The 18,036-nt window shown below is 71.0% G+C and carries 17 protein-coding genes; 8 read left to right on the plus strand and 9 right to left on the minus strand.

Going from position 1 to position 18,036, the window contains the following annotated elements; translation table 11 throughout:
* Window positions 1–121: 121 nt before the first annotated feature.
* The 4 genes from ACZ4RZ_RS47815 to ACZ4RZ_RS47830 all read left to right on the plus strand — a co-directional run bounded on the left by ACZ4RZ_RS47815 (window position 122) and on the right by ACZ4RZ_RS47830 (window position 3,280).
* Entirely contained in the window at window positions 122–841 is a 720-nt protein-coding gene (locus ACZ4RZ_RS47815) for a helix-turn-helix transcriptional regulator (RefSeq protein WP_467753897.1), read from the plus strand.
* Between the two features lie 86 nt (window positions 842–927).
* Window positions 928–1,455, plus strand: a complete 528-nt coding sequence (locus ACZ4RZ_RS47820; protein WP_467753898.1) for a nuclear transport factor 2 family protein — start codon at window positions 928–930, stop codon at window positions 1,453–1,455.
* A gap of 80 nt (window positions 1,456–1,535) precedes the next feature.
* The gene (locus tag ACZ4RZ_RS47825; RefSeq protein WP_467753899.1) at window positions 1,536–2,225 is read left to right on the plus strand and encodes a hypothetical protein; all 690 of its coding nucleotides are present in this window, start codon (window positions 1,536–1,538) and stop codon (window positions 2,223–2,225) included.
* Window positions 2,226–2,317: 92 nt separating this feature from the next.
* The gene (locus ACZ4RZ_RS47830) at window positions 2,318–3,280 is read left to right on the plus strand and encodes a hypothetical protein (protein WP_467753901.1); all 963 of its coding nucleotides are present in this window, start codon (window positions 2,318–2,320) and stop codon (window positions 3,278–3,280) included.
* A gap of 119 nt (window positions 3,281–3,399) precedes the next feature.
* Here the strand turns inward: ACZ4RZ_RS47830 and ACZ4RZ_RS47835 are convergent, their stop codons facing one another.
* Window positions 3,400–3,804 (minus strand): DnaJ family domain-containing protein, encoded by a 405-nt coding sequence (locus ACZ4RZ_RS47835; protein WP_467753902.1) that lies wholly within the window; start codon window positions 3,802–3,804, stop codon window positions 3,400–3,402.
* A 119-nt stretch (window positions 3,805–3,923) separates the two neighbouring features.
* Here ACZ4RZ_RS47835 and ACZ4RZ_RS47840 point away from each other — a divergent pair, with 119 nt between their 5' ends.
* Complete coding sequence (locus ACZ4RZ_RS47840; RefSeq protein WP_467753903.1) at window positions 3,924–4,319, plus strand: hypothetical protein; 396 nt, start codon at window positions 3,924–3,926, stop codon at window positions 4,317–4,319.
* 44 nt (window positions 4,320–4,363) lie between these two features.
* Here ACZ4RZ_RS47840 and ACZ4RZ_RS47845 read toward each other — a convergent pair whose 3' ends face one another.
* The 3 genes from ACZ4RZ_RS47845 to proP all read right to left on the minus strand — a co-directional run bounded on the left by ACZ4RZ_RS47845 (window position 4,364) and on the right by proP (window position 7,750).
* On the minus strand, window positions 4,364–5,035 hold the full coding sequence (locus ACZ4RZ_RS47845; RefSeq protein WP_467753905.1) for an O-methyltransferase: 672 nt from the start codon (window positions 5,033–5,035) through the stop codon (window positions 4,364–4,366).
* Window positions 5,036–5,144: 109 nt separating this feature from the next.
* A complete protein-coding gene (locus ACZ4RZ_RS47850) occupies window positions 5,145–6,296 on the minus strand; it encodes a DUF2330 domain-containing protein (RefSeq protein ID WP_467753906.1) in 1,152 nt (383 codons plus the stop codon).
* Window positions 6,297–6,364: 68 nt separating this feature from the next.
* On the minus strand, window positions 6,365–7,750 hold the full coding sequence (gene proP / locus ACZ4RZ_RS47855; protein WP_467753908.1) for a glycine betaine/L-proline transporter ProP: 1,386 nt from the start codon (window positions 7,748–7,750) through the stop codon (window positions 6,365–6,367).
* A gap of 445 nt (window positions 7,751–8,195) precedes the next feature.
* On the opposite strand from proP, the gene ACZ4RZ_RS47860 reads away from it, so the two are divergent.
* Entirely contained in the window at window positions 8,196–10,241 is a 2,046-nt protein-coding gene (locus ACZ4RZ_RS47860) for a bifunctional glycosyltransferase 87/phosphatase PAP2 family protein (RefSeq protein ID WP_467753910.1), read from the plus strand.
* A 213-nt stretch (window positions 10,242–10,454) separates the two neighbouring features.
* Here the strand turns inward: ACZ4RZ_RS47860 and ACZ4RZ_RS47865 are convergent, their stop codons facing one another.
* On the minus strand, window positions 10,455–12,074 hold the full coding sequence (locus tag ACZ4RZ_RS47865; RefSeq protein ID WP_467753911.1) for a glycosyltransferase family 87 protein: 1,620 nt from the start codon (window positions 12,072–12,074) through the stop codon (window positions 10,455–10,457).
* A 187-nt stretch (window positions 12,075–12,261) separates the two neighbouring features.
* Complete coding sequence (locus tag ACZ4RZ_RS47870) at window positions 12,262–13,506, minus strand: cytochrome P450 (protein WP_467753912.1); 1,245 nt, start codon at window positions 13,504–13,506, stop codon at window positions 12,262–12,264.
* 319 nt (window positions 13,507–13,825) lie between these two features.
* On the opposite strand from ACZ4RZ_RS47870, the gene ACZ4RZ_RS47875 reads away from it, so the two are divergent.
* Window positions 13,826–14,995, plus strand: coding sequence for a steroid 3-ketoacyl-CoA thiolase (locus ACZ4RZ_RS47875; protein WP_467753913.1), 1,170 nt, complete (start codon window positions 13,826–13,828; stop codon window positions 14,993–14,995).
* An 87-nt stretch (window positions 14,996–15,082) separates the two neighbouring features.
* Here the strand turns inward: ACZ4RZ_RS47875 and ACZ4RZ_RS47880 are convergent, their stop codons facing one another.
* Both ACZ4RZ_RS47880 and ACZ4RZ_RS47885 read right to left on the minus strand, forming a co-directional pair.
* On the minus strand, window positions 15,083–15,667 hold the full coding sequence (locus ACZ4RZ_RS47880) for a TerD family protein (protein ID WP_467753914.1): 585 nt from the start codon (window positions 15,665–15,667) through the stop codon (window positions 15,083–15,085).
* Window positions 15,668–15,813: 146 nt separating this feature from the next.
* Entirely contained in the window at window positions 15,814–16,500 is a 687-nt protein-coding gene (locus ACZ4RZ_RS47885) for a YoaK family protein (RefSeq protein WP_467753915.1), read from the minus strand.
* A 103-nt stretch (window positions 16,501–16,603) separates the two neighbouring features.
* Between ACZ4RZ_RS47885 and ACZ4RZ_RS47890 the strand changes: the two genes are divergently transcribed.
* Window positions 16,604–17,884: an alpha/beta hydrolase family protein gene (locus ACZ4RZ_RS47890; protein WP_467753916.1), complete on the plus strand. Its 1,281-nt coding sequence runs from the start codon at window positions 16,604–16,606 to the stop codon at window positions 17,882–17,884.
* Window positions 17,885–17,950: 66 nt separating this feature from the next.
* On the opposite strand, the gene ACZ4RZ_RS47895 is transcribed toward ACZ4RZ_RS47890, so the two are convergent.
* On the minus strand, window positions 17,951–18,036 hold an 86-nt coding region (locus ACZ4RZ_RS47895; protein WP_467753917.1), incomplete at its 5' end, for an aggregation-promoting factor C-terminal-like domain-containing protein.

The raw sequence follows: 18,036 nt of genomic DNA on the forward strand, positions 1-18,036 counted from the left end.
GCGGATTACGGCGGACTGTCAGTGGCAGTGGAGAGACTGGAGGGCATGAACCGCACCAACTGGCCGGACTGGCCGGACTCGACGGGCCGGCTGGACTGGACGGGCTGGAGGACCGACTGACGTGAACCGCACCGACCGGCTGTACGCCCTCGTCGAGGAGTTGCGTGCCGCCGCACCCCGCCCGCGCAGCGCCCGTACGCTCGCGCGGCGCTTCGAGGTCAGCGTCCGCACGATCGAGCGGGATCTCGCCGCGCTGCAGCAGTCCGGTGTGCCCATCCACGCCGAGCCCGGCCGGACCGGTGGATATGTCCTGGACAGGGAGCGGACCCTGCCGCCGCTGACCATCACGCCGGCCGAGGCGACCGCGCTCGCCGTCGGGCTGCGCGCGCTCACGGGCACGCCGTTCGCGGCCGACGCGCGCAGCGCGCTGCACAAGGTGCTCGCGGTGATGCCCGGGCAGGAGCGGGCGGCCGCGGCCGATCTCGCCGGGCGGGTCCGGCTGCTCGTCCGCGCGTCGGCGGAGCGGCGGCCGCCCGTGCCGACGGTGCCGGGGCCGGTGCGCGAGGCGCTGACCGCCGGGCGGGCACTGCGCCTGGAGTACGCGGACGTCGCGGGCGCGGTGACCGGTCGCACCGTCGAACCGCTCGGGTTCCTCGGCGGTGACGACCACTGGTATCTGCTGGCGTGGTGCCGACTGCGGTCCGGGGTGCGGTGCTTCCGCCTGGACCGGATACGGGAGGCCGTGGCGCTCGACGAGCGGGCGCCGCGGCGCTCCGTCGACCCGGCCGAACTCGACACGCTGGGCTGGGACTTGGTGCCTCTGGGAGAGCTCGGAATGTGACGGCAATCACCGACAGGGGGGTGTCGCGCACCCGTACGAGGCTGATGCCACGAACTCCGCACCAAAGGACAGGGACGGCGACAGCCATGACAACGACGACCACGCCCGGCAACTCCACGCCCGACGCCACCACGCCCGGCAACTCCACGCCCAACGCCACCACGCTCAACGCCACCACGCCCGGCAACCCCACGCCCGACGCCACCACGCCCGACAACGCCCTCGCCGCGGCGACCGGCATCGCGCTCTTCGAACGCTGGACGGCCCTGTGGAACGGCGACTTCGCCGACCCCGAACGCTTCCTCGCCCCGGACTTCCGGATCCGCTTCGGCAACGACCCCGACAACGCGGACACCGACACCCTCCACGGACCGCGGGCCATCGTCGACTACATCGCCGCCTTCCGGGCGTCGCAGCCCGGACTGCGCTTCGCCGTCGAAGGCACCCCGCTCGTCGACAGCGGGCAGGGCGGCGTGGCGTCCCGCTGGTACGTGACAGGGCAGAACGACTCGGGGACCGCCGTGGCCAAGAGCGGCATCGATCTGTTCCAGGTGGAGGAGGGACGCATCGTGACCGTGTGGTCGGTGACGGGGCTGCGGCGCTTCGCCCCGTGACGGCCCCCGTTTGAGGGGCGCCTTCCGGGCAACCCGGCCCAGGAACCGGCCCGTCGGGTCGAGAACCCCGGAAGGCATCCATGTCCACAGGCGTGATCATCGCTCTGATCGTGATCGTGGCGGCCGTCGTTGTCGCGGCCGCCCTGACCCTCCTCGACCGAAGGCCGCAGGGCGGGCGCAGCCTGCGGCGGCGCTTCGGGCCCGAGTACGACCGGACCGTCGCCCGGCACGACGGTGATGCCAGGGCCGCCGAACGCGACCTGGCCGAGCGGGTGAAGAGGCACGGTGAGCTGCGCGAGCGGCCGCTGGAGCCCGCGGCCCGCGAACAGTACGCGGCCCGCTGGACGGCCGCCCAGGAACGCTTCGTCGACTCGCCGCGTGAGGCGGTGGCCGAGGCCGACCGGCTGCTCGGTGAGCTGGCCGGTGCGCGCGGCTTCCCGGACGGCGGCCGCTACGAGGAGCAGGTCGCCGCACTCTCCGTTCACCACGGACCCCACGTCCACGGATACCGCCGCGTGCACCGCGTCGCGCAGACCCGCACCGACGGGGCCCCGGAGGGCGGTGCCGGTACGGAGGAGATGCGCGAGGCCATGATCGAGGCCCGGGCCCTCTTCGAGGACCTGGTGACCCCGGTCCGCCAGGACGACACTCCGGGCCACCGCGCGGAGGGCGCCGCGAAGCCGGCCACCCGCCCCGAGGGCTCCGCCTCCGACGGCCGGGGCGCCCACCTGCCGTGGGCGTTCACCAGGCGCCACGCCAAGGGGAGTTGAGGAACGTGAAGGACACGACATCGAGCGACGGTACCGAAGGCACCGCAAGCGCGGGAGGCACCAAAGCCGAACGAACAGGGCGCCGCGAGGCCATGAAAGGCCGCGTGGGCGGCCCGGAGGCGGCCGGAGCGGTCCCGCCGTCCGGCAAGGCCATGACGGGCGAGGGCGCGGCGGGCGGCGGGCGGGAGCCGGGCCGCCCCGGCACCGGCATCCCGCCGGAGGAGGGCGTAGACACCCCCGCCCGCGAGACTCCCGCCCCTGAGACCCCGGTCCGTGGGACCCCCGTCCGCGAGACTCCGGCCCGTGAGACCCCGGTCCGTGGGACCCCCGTCCGCGAGACTCCGGCCCGTGAGACCCCGGTCCGTGGGACCCCCGTCCGCGAGACTCCGGCCCGTGAGACCCCGGTCCGTGGGACCCCCGTCCGCGAGACTCCCGCCCCTGAGACCCCCGTCCGTGGGACCCCCGTCCGCGAGACTCCCGCCCCTGAGACCCCCGTCCGTGGGACCCCCATCCGCGAGACTCCCGCCCCTGAGACCCCCGTCCGTGGGACCCCCATCCGCGAGACTCCCGCCCCTGAGACCCCGGTCCGTGGGACCCCCGCCCGTGAGACCCCGGTCCGTGAGACCCCCGGTCGCGAGCCCCTGAGCGGTGAGCGAGGACCGGGCCGCCCCGGCACCGGCGCCACGGTGCGCGGCGGCGAGTCCGCCGACACCGCCCGCCCGGGCGGCGAGGCGAAGGCCGCCGAGCGCGCGGGCACCCCTGGTCGGCCCGCCGCGCACGACTCCCGTCTGCTGCCCCAGGACGAGTGCGACAAGTTCGCGCTGCGACTGCGGCACGCGGTCGGCGGCTTCGTCGACGGCCCCCAGGACGCCGTGACGGAGGCCGACCACCTGCTGGAGGAGCTGGCCACGCGCTTCACGGAGGCCGTGGCCCACCGCCGCCGGACGCTGCGGACGTCGTGGCAGCCGGGCGACAAGGCCACCGTGACCACCGAGGATCTCCGGCTGGCCCTGCGGGACTACCGCGAGATGACGGAACGCCTGCTTCGTCTCTGAGACGACTTCTCGACAAATCTCCGCGTACGAATAAGGCGCACGCCCCAGAACCGGCGGTACCAGCAGTGAGGGCCGTGTCCCGGACCATGTCCCGGGGCGCGGCCCCACTCGCCGATGGGTCACCCCTCCCGGCGCTCGCGCCACTCCCGGACGATCTCCTCGACGTCGTACGGCTTGAGGCCGAGGGGAGGGCCGGGCGGAGGTTTGAACATCATCTCGCGGATCTTGGTGTTGATGTCCTCGACGATCCGGCGTACGGCCCGCTCCGAGGGGGCGGCGGACGCCGCGGCGAGCGCGTCCTCGGCCTCCTTGCGCAGCGCGAGTGACGGCGGGAGCACGGACAGTCCCTCGCGGGCCATCTTCTGCTTGATCCACCACAGTTCGTCGTACGACGTGTCGGTGACCTGCGGCAGCGGCTTGCCCGCGCCGGGGAGTTCCGCGAACTCGCCGCGCGCCTCCGCGTCACGGATCTGCTTGTCGACCCAGGACTCGAAGCTGACACCAGGTGGCTTGCGCTCGGTCATGAGTCCATTGTGCCGGAGGGCGCACGGCGGGGCGATCGGTCGAATTATCATGCGGCGGCGGTGCGCCAACGGTGCCCCGCGCGAGGACAATTGGACCGGTACGACACGAAGGAGCGCACGTGCTCGAACTCACCATGGCCTCGGTAGCCGGGGCGGACGCGGGTGCGACGGCCGGGATGCTGATGGCCGACGCACCGAGCGACCCGGGTGCCGTGCTGCGGGTGGGCCGGGACCGGGCCGTGTGCCGTCTCGCGACCCCCGACGACTGGCTGTTCGTGTCCCGGGTCCACCTGGAGTTCCTGTGCGGCCCGGACGGCTCCTGGCAGGTCACCTGGCTGCGCGGCTCCCACCCCGAGCCGTCCTCGGAGGTACGGCTGACGCTGGCCGGACAGCCGGCCCAGACGTTCCCGTACGGCGGGACGGCCAAGCTCCCCGCGGGCAGTTCCGGGGAGCTCGTCATCCAGGACCGCACCGGCCCGCGCACCGTGAACGTGGGCTTCTATCACGAGGCCTAGGACCTGTCCTTCGCGCCACGCCTGGGCCGCGACCCCGACAGCGCTCAGGCCAGCACGCGCGCCAGCGCGAAACCGTCGTACCCCTTGCTGCCCACCGTCTGGATCGCCGTAGCGCTCAACTTCGGGTGGGAAGCCATCAGTTCGAGGGCGGCCCGGGTGCCCCGCACGCTCGGGTCGGTGCTGCTCGCGTCGGTGACCGCGCCACTGCGGACGACGTTGTCGAGGACGATCAGGCTGCCCGGGCGGGTGAGCTTGAGGGCCCATTCGACGTAGTGCGGGTTGTTCACCTTGTCCGCGTCGATGAAGACGAGGTCGAAGGGCTCCGGGTTCTCGTCGGCCAGCTTCGGCAGCGACTCCAGGGCGGGGCCCACCCGCACCTCGGCGATCTTGTCCAGGCCGGCGCGGGCGAGGTTGCCGCGGGCGACCTCGGCGTGCTTGGCGTCGTACTCGAAGGTGATCAGGCGGCCGTCGGCCGGGAGGGCGCGGCCCAGCCAGATCGTGCTGTAGCCGCCGAGCGTGCCGATCTCCAAGATGCGGCGGGCGCCCTGGATCTGGGCGAGGAGCTGGAGCAGCTTGCCCTGGTTCGGGGCGACGCCGATGGGCGGCAGTCCGGCCGCGTCGCTGTCGCGCAGTGCCGCGGTGAGTGTGTCGTCGGCGGGGGCGAGGAGGGCGGTGAAGTAGTCGTCGACGTTGTTCCAGAGCTGCGACTCGCTCATGCACCATGCCTTTCGTATGTCTAGTTAGATGCCCTAACTAGTTCCGCCGGTGAATCTAGTCGGGGGTGTGCGTGCTCGCCAGCGGGTTTCCCGCTGTTCACCCGTGAGGTCAGCCGATCGGCGGCGGTGCCTGCACGGGAGGGGGCGGCAGCACCGGACGGCGCCTGCGGGCCCGTACGCCCATCACCAGAGCCACGACCCCCAGCGCGAGCACGCCGCCCACCGTCAGCAGCCACGCCGGTACGCCGCCCACCCTCAGGAGGCCGTCGTCGTAGATCACCCGGCGGTAGGCGGCGTCGGCCGTCATCCGGTGCAGTTGATAGTCGCCGGAGATCCGCGAAGGCTGCGGGAACTCCTGGTCGATGGCGGTGAGGAAGTCCGTGCCGCCGTCGGCGAGCCGGTCCAGCGCGCCCCATGTCCCGGTGAGGCGGCCCGCGAACGAGACCTCCGGCCGGTCCCCGCCGATCGCCGAGGCCGGTTCCATGCGGTGCGCGGCGAGGACGTACAGGCCGAGGGACTGCGGCGTCTGTGCGAGGCGGGACAGCCGCATCGGGTAGACCAGCCTGTCGCTGGCGAAGGTGAGGTGGAGCGGGTCGAGGGTGCCGCCGAGCGGGGCGTCGGTGTTCTTGGTGTCCTGGGGGGCCAGGCGGATCGCCACGTACTCCCAGCCCTGGTCGACGTACGGGCGCAGCGCCTCGTTCAGACGGTCCGGGAGCCGGAAGCCGTTGTCGGCGAGCCAGTCGCCGAGCGCGTCGGAGTCGGTGGCGGTGAGACGGGCGACGTCGAAGGGGCCGAGGTGCTCGCGGCCGACGACGCCGACGGAGGGTGCCGTGGCGCCGGCGCGCGGGGCGTCGGCGGAGTCACCCTCACTGGTGAAGGGCCAGTCACCGCCGCGCGGCCAGAAGTAGTGCCGGGTGCGGTACTCGGGCTCGGTCGCCTCGCTGAGCTGAGTGAAGATCTGCTGGTCGCCGAGCTCGACCGTCGCGCGGTGCGGCACCGGCATGATCCACGCGGCCTTGTGGGCGTCCCCGGAGACGGTCAGGCTCATCACGATCTGTTCCTGGCGTCCGTCCCAGCGGACGACGGACATCTCGCGGTTCACGGTGACGTGCCGGGTGCTGTCCGGCACCATCGCGCCGCACCCACAGGCGTACGCCGGTGCCACCAGCGATCCGAGCTGGATCCCCAACAGCGCCAGTACGACGCCCAGTACGCGCCCCCGTACGAAACTCGACCAACGCGTCCGTATGTCGCGCAACATCCCCCGCAGCCTTCCGTCGTGCCGTCGGACAGGGTCTCAGACGACACGACGGAAGCCGCGGTTCCAGGTCAGCGCACCGAAGGCTCGACGGACGGCGCCGAACCAGGCAGCGGCCGCCCCGCCGACTCCGTCATGAACCACACCGCCACGCCGCCGATCACGGCCGCGGCCATCATGTAGTAGGCGGGCATCATCATGTTCCCGGTCGCCCCGATGAGCGCCGTGACCACCAGCGGGGTCGTGCCGCCGAAGAGCGAGACGGAGACGTTGAAGCCGATGGAGAGCGAGCCGTAGCGGACCTTCGTCGGGAAGAGCGCGGGGAGCGCGGCGGGCATCGCGGCGGTGAAGCAGACAAGCAGCAGACCGAGAGCACCCATACCCAGCGCGACCGCGAGCAGGCTGCCCTGGCGGATCAGCAGGATGGCCGGGACGGACAGGGCGAGGAAGCCGGCGCAGCCTGCGGCGATCACCGGGCGGCGGCCGATCCGGTCGGTCAGGGCGCCCGCGAAGGGCTGCACGATCATCATCAGCGCCATCACGCCGAGGACCACGAGCAGACCGTGCGTCTCGTCGTACTTGAGCTCGCTGGTCAGATAGCTCGGCATGTAGGAGAGCAGCATGTAGTCGGTGACGTTGAAGACCAGCACCAGGGCCATGCACAGGAGCAGCGCGCGCCACTGACCGGTGATCATCTCGCGCAGCGGCACCTTGGGGCGGTCGGCCTCGGTCTTCTCGAGCTCCGCCGCGAACGCCGGGGTCTCCTCGAGACGCATCCGCAGATAGAGGCCGATGATGCCCATCGGGCCCGCGATCAGGAACGGGATCCGCCAGCCCCAGGACAGCAGGTCGTCGGTGGAGAGCAGGGCGGTCATCAGGGTGACCAGGCCCGCGCCGCCGATGTAGCCGGCGAGCGTGCCGAACTCCAGCCAGCTTCCGAAGAAGCCGCGCTTCTTGTCGGGCGCGTACTCGGCGATGAAGGTCGTGGCGCCCGCGTACTCACCGCCGGTCGAGAAGCCCTGCACCAGGCGGGCGGCGAGGAGCAGGATCGGGGCGCCGACGCCGATCGTGGCGTACGACGGGATCAGACCGATCGCGAAGGTGCCCACCGCCATCATGATCATGGTGAGCGCGAGCACCTTCTGGCGGCCGATGCGGTCGCCGAGCGGGCCGAAGACCATGCCGCCGAGCGGGCGGACCAGGAAGGCCGCGGCGAAGGCGCCGAAGGTGGACAGCAGCTGCGCGGTCGGGTTGCCCGACGGGAAGAAGACCTTGCCCAGGGTGACGGCGATGTAGCTGTATACGCCGAAGTCGAACCACTCCATCGCGTTGCCCAGAGCGGCGGCCTTCACGGCGCGCTTCACCAGGGCGGGGTCGGTGACGGTGGCCTCCGGCGGTACGGGGGTCCGGGGGCGGGGGACGACGGGCGCGACGGCGGTGGCGGAGGGCAAGGGCATGCCTTTCGTCGGGGACAGGGACGTGGTCCACCCCTGCGGGCGGCGACGTGGCCCACCCGTGGGGCGGGGACGTGGCCCACCCGTGGGCGGAACGGGGCCCACCCGGAAGCGGGCCGAAAAGCGACGATAGGGGCACTCATCAGCATTACGTGCCGTACGCGACTCACCGCGCAGTGCGCACGAATGCGGCGTACGCAGGTGCGATGCGGCGGCTGGGAGTCCCCTTTCATGGGCCTGTCTGTGATCCATGTCGCGGAGCGAGGGGGGAACCGAACCATCCGCGCACTATCGTCATCCGGACAAAAGACGGGGGGACGTCAGGTGAAGAGGGGGTTGCCTGCGTCTCTCGACCGGGGCAGTGCGAGCCTCATAGGGTCCCGACCGGGGCCGACGTACGGGACGTGAGGGACGCGCGGGACGAATGGGGCGGGAGGGCCGACGGGGCGTGGCGAATCTGGAGCACGGCGGACGAGCGGGCAATGCCTTCGGGGCGGGGGCTGCCGATACGGCGAGGGAACGGCTGCACGCCGTCCGCATCGGGCTGTGGGTGATCGCCGCCGTCCTGGCGATACGGCAGGTGGCCGTCGTCCTCACCACGCCCAAGGGGGAGCGGCTGACGGACCTGGAGACCTGGGTCGGCACGAACGGTGTGCTGCATGTGGAGGGGTCGCTGTACCACTCGACGCAATTCACCGGCACTCCCTTCGCCGGACTCGTCCTCAAGCCCCTGACCCGCGCGGCCGAGCAGGCCCTCGGCTGGGCCTGGACCTTCGGCACCCTGTCGCTGGTCGTCGCGCTCGGCCTGGTCGCGGCGCGCGCCCTGCCCCAGCCCGTGAGCCGGCGTACGTCGCTGCTCGCCGCGCCCGTCGCGATCAGCCTGCTGATGCTGTCGCTGCCGGTGCGCAACACCCTCTACCTCGGCCAGACCAGCATCATCCCGGTGCTGCTCGTCCTGCTCGGCTGCTTCGCCGTGCGCGGAGAGCGCGCCAGCGGCCTGCTGATCGGCCTCGCGGCGGCGCTCCAGCCGACCGTGCTGCTCTTCGCGCCGCTGCTCTGGTTCACCGGCCGGCGCAGCGCCGCCCGGTCCACCGGGGCCACCTTCGCCGCCCTCACCGCGCTCGCCTGGGCCGCGATGCCGCACGACTCGTACACGTACTGGGTGCACCACCTGGCGGGCGCCGGCCTCGGCAAGGAGGCGGACGACCTCGCCAATCAGTCGCTGCACGGGGCGCTGCTGCGGCTCGGCCTCACCGGCCCGCTGGAGATCGGCCTGTTCCTGCTGCTCGGCGCGGCCGTCGCGGTCCTCGGCCTGCGCCGTGCCGTGCGCTACGCGAAGGACGGCCAGCTGCTGCTCGCCGTCGCGCTCACCGGCTGTGTCGCGGTCGCCGTCTCACCCACGACCTGGCAGCACCAGCTGCTGTGGGTGCTGCTCGCGGTGGTCGGCCGGGTCGGCAAGCGGGCCTCTGACCGGTACGTCTGGCCGGTCGCGGTCGTCCTCGTGGTGTCGCTCCCGGCGAAGATGATGCTGCCGAATATGTCGGCGGCGTACTTCCTGCGCGACAATGTGGTGCTCTGCGCGGCCCTCGCCGCGGTCACCGTCGTGCCATTCCTGTCGCGTACGTCGCCGTACTACCGATCGCCGATCCCGACCGAGTATGCGAGCCCGGTTCCGGCCCGCTTCACCTGGGTGCCGCTGCTGCCGTTCTGGCGCCGCGTGCTCACCAGACCCAATCTGCTGCTGGAGCTGCTGCTGATCCGGGTCTTCTACGCCGCTTACTCCTCCGTGCGTGTGGCCGCTACGGGGGGCCGAGCCGTGGCGGAGGAGCACGGGCGCCAGGTCCACGCGATCGAAAAGGCTCTCTCCATCGACATCGAGCAGTGGGCCAACCATACGGTGGTCAAGCTGCCGTGGCTTGAGCGCTTCCTCGGTTTCTACTACGAGTCGTTCCACTTCGTGGTGCCGCTGACGATCCTCGGAGTGCTCTGCGCCCGGCGCCCGGCGGACTACCGCTGGGCACGGAGCGCGCTCGGCATCGCCACGCTGCTCGGTCTCGTCGGGTTCTGGCTCTACCCGCTGGCCCCGCCCCGGCTCATGCCGGGTCTGGGATTCATCGACACGGTGCACGGCGCCCAGGACTTCGCGAAGCCGGACTACGGCGCGATGACCGCGGTCACCAACCAGTACGCAGCCATGCCTTCCCTGCACTTCGGCTGGTCGCTGTGGTGCGGCATCGTCATCGCGGTCCTGGCCCCCAAGTGGTGGATGAAGGCGCTCGGCCTGCTGCATCCGCTGTTCACCGTGTCCGCGATTGTCGCGACCGCCAACCACTGGGTTCTCGACGCGGTCGGCGGCGCCGCCGTGGTCGGGGCGGGCTTCGGCTTGACCTACCTGTTGTCGGGGCCGCGCGCGGCCTCCGCGATCGCCGTCAAGGACGGTCCCCGGCCTGACTCCCGGGCCGCGCCGGCCGATCGGGCATCCTCGGGACACTGATTTCTGCCCAGGGCGGCACAGCCGAACAAATGCCCGCGCAAGGCGTACTGCCGGCGCACCCCGGAAGCCGGCCGCCTCGTTGCCCGCCGAGCAAGCCGCGCGAGGCGGGTACCGGCCACGGTGAGGAAACCCGGTCCGCGTCCCTGGCGCCGGCCCCGCGCAGCACCGCATCGGCCTGAAGGCCTTCCCGCCTCCCGCACGTCGGCGTACTCGTCAGCACCCGTTGTCCAAGGACAGCCGGTACCGGGAGCTCAGTCGGTATTCGCCCGGTGCGGGGGCGGTCAACCTGGTCCACCTTCCCGCCTGTTCGAGGCAGCCCTTGTCCGACCACAGCCAGGGCGAGTAGTCGACGCGCACCGTCACCGAACCGCGGTGCTCGACGCGGACCACCAGTTCCGCGTCGTCGGAGCGGACCACGGTGGCCGGCGGCGAGACGAGGGGAACTGCGTCCCGCACCCGGTATATACGCCAGTGGGCATCCCTCCAGACCGGCTCGAGCCAGTCGGGTTCGCTGCGGACGAGGGCCGCCTCCTGCTCCGCAGGCCCGTCGGGCTTGCCGTCGTGCAGGACGACATATCCCACCGCTGAGCCGTTCAGCCACGCACGGTAGGCGCTCGGCGAGAACGAGCCGTCGTAGAAGAGCCGACCGCGCTCGACATCCAGTTGCCGGTTCCAGCCGCGAGCGGTGTTGACGTAGGGAGCCAGATCACTTGCCTCGCGGTGATTGCGGGCCGGCACCACTTCTACCCGGGTCCGGTGGGCGCCCAGGCGTTCCAGCGCGGCGACGACCCCCTTCGTGTCAGCCGCCCAGGCCGGCACCGTCGTCGACACGCGCAGATCGTCGATCGTCTTCTGGGTAACCCAGTTGACGGACAAGGCGAGCGCCACCACGAGCGCAGCGCACCGCGCAGGGGACCGCCGCACCGCCATGGCTGCGGCGAGCAGGACGGCCGGTGCCATCAGTTCCGCCAGCCGTTCGACGTTCGTGCCGACCGGTGAAGGGATCAGATAGGCGAGGACGACACCGGCGGCGTAGACGGCGGCCCCCACCCGCAGCACACGCCAATCACGCGGAGCGAACAGGACCACGGCGGCGCTGTAGAGGACGGGCGGCCAGATGCGGCCGGCGAGCATGGGCTGCTCGCCCTGGAACGGGAACAGCACCGTCGTCACCGCGACCACCAGGAACGGAGGGACGATCAGTGCGGCGGCCTTCCGGAACTGCCTGGCGAACAGGCATCCCGCACCGACCACCACGATGAAGAGTCCTGCGACGGGGCTGGCCATCGTGGCGAGCGCGCTGCCAGTCGCGGCCAGTAGCGGCCGGCTGCGCGGGCCGACGACGGCCGCGCATCCGGCCAGGCCGATCGCCACGCCGAGGGCGAACGTGGTGCGACCGGAGACGACGTTGCACCAGAGCGCCGCGGAGGCGAGCAGGGCCGGCCACAGAGGTCGGTTGATCCCCGTACGTTCCAGCAGGCGAGCCGCGTACCAGGAGGCCGCGAGCCCGGACACGACCGTCACCGTTCGCACCCCGGCCCAGGCCATCAAAAGAGGTGACAGGAGGCTGTAGTTCGCGGTGTGCATTCCGCCGTACCAGAAGAGGTTGTACGCGGAACCGGGGTGTCGCGCGGCGAATCCGGCCCAGGCGTTCTGCGCCGCCAGATCCCCGCCGCCCGTGGCCAGGAACACGGCCCACACGATGTACAGCGGGAGGGTGGAGAAGGTCGCCAGGATCGGCACGCGTCGGCGTTCGTAGAGCCGGTGGAGTGCGCCTTTCCGCTCCGTGGATCTGTCCTCGGTTCGTACGGATGAGAGTTGCGCAGAACCCACAGCCACTGCTTCCCGTTCGACGTCAGGGGACAGACTTCCACGTCCCAAGACGTGTTGCTCGACGGGATGGTTGGCTTGTGCGGCTCTTCGTCGCGGGCGGGGGAGGCAGGGGCGGGGCGTAGGGGGGATGCCCCTGCCTCCCACGGGACGGGCCGACGGGTACCGGGAGGCCGTCGGCCCGAGTACCTCAACCCGCGCTGACCTGGAGTTCCTTGACGCCGTTCAGCCACGCGGAGCGGAGGCGGCGCGGGTCGCCGGCGAGGCGCAGGTTCGGCATCGCGTCGGCGATCGCGGTGAAGATGAGGTCGATCTCCAGGGTGGCCAGGGACTTGCCGAGGCAGAAGTGCGGGCCTCCGCCGCCGAAGCCGAGGTGCGGGTTGGGGTCGCGGGTGATGTCGAAGACCTCGGGGCTCTCGAAGACCTCGGGGTCGTTGTTGGCGGAGGAGTAGAAGATGCCGACGCGGTCGCCCTTCTTGATGTGCTGCCCGCCCAGTTCGGCGTCCTGGGTCGCGGTGCGCTGGAAGGAGACGACCGGGGTCGCCCAGCGGACGATCTCCTCGGCGGTGGTCTTCGGCCGCTCGCGCTTGTAGAGGTCCCACTGCTCGGGGTGGGTGAGGAAGGCGTGCATGCCGTGCGTGATGGCGTTGCGGGTCGTCTCGTTGCCGGCGACGGCGAGCAGCAGCACGAAGAAGCCGAACTCGTCGGAGGCCAGGTTTCCCTCGTCCTCGGCCGCCACCAGTGTGCTGACGATGTCCTTGGCGGGGCACTGCTTGCGGTCGGCGGCCATGTTCATCGCGTACGCGATGAGTTCGGTGGCCGATTCGGCGCCGACCTCCTCGGTGATCGCGTACTCCGGATCGTCGTACGCCACCATCTTGTTGGACCAGTCGAAGATCTTGGCGCGGTCGTCCTGGGGGACGCCGATGAGCTCGGCTATCGCCTGCAGGGGCAGCTCGCAGGCGACCTGGGTGACGAAGTCGAAGGCGCCGTCCGGGCCCGCGTGCGCGAGCGCGTTCTCGACGATCGAGCCGGCGCGGGCGCGCAGGGCGTCCTCCAGGGAGCGGATGGCCCGCGGGGTGAAGCCGCGCTGCACGATCTGGCGGACCCGGGTGTGCTCGGGCGGGTCCATGTTGAGCATGATCAGCCGCTGGACCTCTATCTGTTCGCGCTGGATGTGCTCGTTGAAGCGGATGACCGCGGTGTTGAGGAACGAGGAGAAGAGCTCGGGGTGCGTGGAGACGTACTTGACGTCCGCGTGCCGCGTGACGGCCCAGTAGCCGTCGTCCTCGAAGCCCGCGATCCCCGGCTGTTGCGGAATCCAGTGGACCGGTTCGGCCCGGCGCAGCTCGGCGAACTCCGGGAGGGGCACGCGGTGGTGCAGCAGATCGGGATCGGTGAAATCGAACCCGTCGGGCAGCGCTGGACAGGGCATCGGCAACTCCAGGTCTCGCACCTACGGTTCTGGCGATCGGGTTCTGGCGGTCGTGTCCGACCGTCGGTTCTGACGGTCCATCAGGAACGAGGAATTGCCGTGAAGGTAGTAACGGGTTCTACAAGTGGCAAGGGGTGCGGGGCCTCGAATTGCGTGCGGGATTCGTGCAGATCGCAACTTCGGAGCCTGCAAGACCCTTGCGGTTATGGACATGCTGTCAGCAGACTGCACTCAGAACTAGAACGCGTACTAGTTCTGCGCGGTGGGTGGGCCGGGACGCCCCGCGCTGCGCGGGTCAGCGAGGAGAGGACGAGCCCCCATGGCCGCGGAACCCGTGATCGTCGAAGCCGTACGCACCCCCATCGGCAAGCGCGGCGGCGCGCTCGCCAACCTCCACCCCGCCTATCTCCTGGGCGAGACCTACCGTGAACTCCTCGGCCGCACCGGCATCCACGCCGACTGTGTCGAGCAGATCGTCGGCGGCACGGTGACCCACGCCGGCGAGCAGTCCATGAACCCCGCCCGCACCGCCTGGCTCACCATGGGCCTGCCGTACGAGACAGCGGCCACGACGGTGGACTGCCAGTGCGGGTCGTCGCAGCAGGCGTCGCACATGGTGGCGAACATGGTCGCCGCGGGGGTCATCGACGTGGGCATCTCCTGCGGTGTCGAGGCGATGTCCCGGGTGCCGCTGGGCTCCGGGTCCAAGCACGGGCCGGGCAAGCCGTTCCCCGACGAGTGGAACGTGGATCTGCCCAACCAGTTCGAGGCGGCGGAACGGATCGCGCGCCACCGTGGGCTGACCCGCGAGAACGTGGACTCCCTCGGGCTCATCTCCCAGGAGCGGGCGGCCATCGCCTGGTCCGAGGAGCGCTTCAAGCGCGAGACCTTCGCCGTACAGGTGCCCACGACGGAGGACGAGCAGCGGGCCGGACAGGGCATGTGGCGGCTCGTCGACCGGGACGAGGGGCTGCGCGACACGTCCATGGAGGCGCTGGCGAAGCTGAAGCCGGTGATGCCGACGGCTGTGCATACGGCGGGCAACTCGTCGCAGATCTCGGACGGCGCGTCCGCGATCATGTGGGCGTCGAAGCGGATGGCGCGGGCGCTGAAGCTGCGGCCCCGCGCGCGGATCGTGGCGCAGGCGCTGGTCGGCGCGGACCCCCACTTCCACCTGGACGGGCCGATCGACGCGACCCGCGCGGTGCTGGGCAAGGCCGGGATGTCGCTGAAGGACATCGACATCGTCGAGATCAACGAGGCATTCGCGTCCGTGGTGTTGAGCTGGGCACAGGTCTTCGAGCAGGACCTGGAGAAGGTGAACGTGAACGGGGGCGCGATCGCGCTCGGACACCCGGTGGGGGCGACGGGAGCGCGGCTGATCACGACCGCGCTGCATGAACTGGAGCGCCGGGACAAGGAGTTCGCGCTGATCACGATGTGCGCGGGCGGCGGGTTGGCCACCGGCACGATCATCCAGCGGTTGTAGTCGCCCGGTCGGCGTACGTCGTGAACGCGGGGGCGAAGGGGTACGGGGCTGACGGCGTGCTCGTCAGCCCCCCAGCCCCGGCGTGCGCTACTTGCGCACCGCGAAGCGCATCAGGTCCCGCTCGTCCCCCTGCTTGATCTTCCCCGTCTCGTTGATGACCTGGAGCTTCCAACTCCCGTCGACCCGCATCGCCTTGGCCACGGCGCAGCCGTTGTCGTTGGTGAGCAGGCTCGGCCAGATGTCGGCGACCTGCTGGGTGCTGCCCCCGGTCGCGTCGTAGACCTTGATACTGATGTTGCGCGCCTTCTGGAAGGCGCTGCCCTTCTTGTACGCGGCGGCGACGAACACGATCGACGTGATGTTCGGCGGTATCCGGGCGAACTCGACGGTCACCGTCTCGTCGTCACCCTCCCCGCGTCCGGTCTGGTTGTCGCCGCTGTGCGTCAGTGAGCCGTTGCCCATCGGGTCCAGGGAGTCGAGGCCCGCCAGCCGTACCGGGTCCGAGTTCTGCAGCGCGATGGCGATCAGGTCGAGGTCGGTGCCGGCGTTCCGGCGGATCTTCCCCAACAGCCCGCCACTGCTCCCGGCGGTGGGATCCCAGGACACCCCGATGGACAGATGGGTCACCCCGTCCAGATCTGCCGGACCGTCTTCCTTCGTGAGCGTGATCATGCGTGATCCTCTTGGTGGTGGACAGCAACGAATGAAGTGTGCCTGAGCCGTCTGTGCCCGGTATACCGGGTATGGGAATGGCTGTTCGGCGACGCGTACTTGCTCGCGCTCGCGGCGGTGTTCATCGGCGGCCCGGAGCGGTCGTGCTACTCCTTCCCGGACGCCGTCACCGCCAGCACCCCCGCCGCCCCCGCCGCGATCAGCAGCGGGATGGCCAGCCCGTGATGCAGCACCAGCCACGCGCCGAGCAGCGCGCCCGCCAGCATGGCGATCACCGACCCTGTGCGGCGTGGGGAGTGTTTGCCCGCGCCGCCGCCCAGGCGGGAGTCGGCGGCCAGGCCGGTCAGAGTCATCGTCAGGACGGTGGTCGTCAGGTCGGAGACGCCCAGCCTGCGGACGGTCGCGTTGCGCAGACCCATGGCGAAGGCGGTGAGGGCGATCAGGGCGTAGATGGTGCCGGTGGCGCCGGGGGCGGCGAAGGCGACCAGTGACGACGCGCCGACCAGGACCGCCTCCGCGCCGAGCGTGGCACGTACCCAGGTGCGGCGCGAGCCCCCGCCCATCCACCTTCCGACGCGTCCGCCCGCCACCGCGCCCACCAGGAACGACGCCAGCGACACCAGTGAATGCCGGGTCGAGAAGCCTGGCGCGCCCGCCGCGGCGAAGCCGAGTACCACCACGTTGCCGGTCATGTTCGCCGTGAAGACATGTCCGAGGCCCAGATAACTCACCGCGTCGATGAGCCCGCTGACCACGGTCATCCCCAACAGCACCGCCACCAGCCGCACTCCGTGCGCCTCCGGGTCGCGCGTCTTCTCCGTCGGCGTGGTCATGGGGTCTCCGGTCAGCAGGACGGGCGCGGTGGACTCAAGTCCACCACGGACGCGGGGGACTCTCGGATGTCGACGCGAACTGCGCGTCCGTAGCGTCGAGAACATGAGCGATAACACACACAAGACCGTCAAATACAGGGAAACACGCCGCATTTGGCGTACGCGCAGAGGGGGCGCCCTACTCGCGGCGGTGCTCCTGGCGGGGCTCACGGCAGCCCCGGCGGCGACGGCGGCCGCGTCCTCGTCCACCCATCGGCCGATGTCGCGCGGCACCCTCGTCTCCGTCACGCCGGTCGCCTCGCACGACGCGGGTGGGGTGAGGAAGTTCCTCGCCGAACGGGACATGGCCAGGGACTCCGTGCGGTACGGCGTACGGGCGTACCGGCTGACCTACCGGACCGTCGACCCGTACGGGAAAGCCACCACCGCCACCGGGCTGCTCACCCTCCCCGTCGGCGGCAAGCACCGTCTCGACATCGTCTCGGACACCCACGGCACGATGGTGAACCGCGACTACGCACCCTCCGTCGGCGAGGACTTCGGGCGCGTCCCCTCCTATCTGAACGCCACCGCCGGCCGAGCCGTCGTCGCGCCCGACTATCTGGGCCTCGGGAAGGGGCCCGGCCGCCATCCGTACATGGACACCCGCTCTTCCGTGACCGCTTCGGTCGACATGCTGCGGGCGGCCCGGACGGCAGCGCACCGGCTGGGCAGGCCGCTGAGCGGTGACGTGTATGCGACGGGCTTCTCGCAGGGCGGGCAGGTGGCCATGGCGCTCGGGCGGGCACTGGAGGGCGGGGCGGACCGGCACTTCCGGCTGAAGGCGCTGGCTCCGGTCAGCGGGCCGTACGACCTGGAGGGCGAGGAGATTCCGGCGCTGTTCGACGGGCGGGTCAATGATGCGAGCGGGATCGTCTACAGCTCGTACTGGCTGGTCGAGCAGAGCAGGCTGCATCCGATCTACAAGGACCCGTCCGAGGCCTTCCGTGCGCCGTACGCGAGCCGCGTTCAGGGGCTGTACGACGGGACGCACGAGGAGGAGGACATCCTGAAGGCGCTGCCGCCAACGGTGGAGGAGATGCTCACGCCGGCCTTCGCCGAGAAGATGCGGCGTCCCGGCGGAGGGCTGCTCGACGCGATGCGCGCGGCCGATCACACCTGCGACTGGAAGCCGGACGTGCCGGTGCGCCTGTACGCGGGGGCGGCCGACACCGACGTACCGATCGGGAACGCTCATAGTTGTGCACGGCAGTTGGCCGCGCGGGGGAGCGCGGTGACGGTGGTCGATCAGGGGGAGGTGGACCACTTCGGGTCGTTCAAGGTGTCGGCGCCGCAGGTGGTGCGGTGGTTCGACTCCCTCGCCGATGACAGCGCCGGTCGGTAGTGGGTATGGCGAAGGCGGCGGCCCCGGGGATCGGGGGCCGCCGCCTTCGTACATGGGTGGCTGTTTTTAGTACCAGCCGTTGGCCTGCCAGAAGTTCCAGGCGTCGGCGGGGCTGCCGTAGCGGGAGTTCATGTAGTCCAGGCCCCACTTGA

This window comes from Streptomyces sp. NPDC027189 (assembly GCF_055566975.1).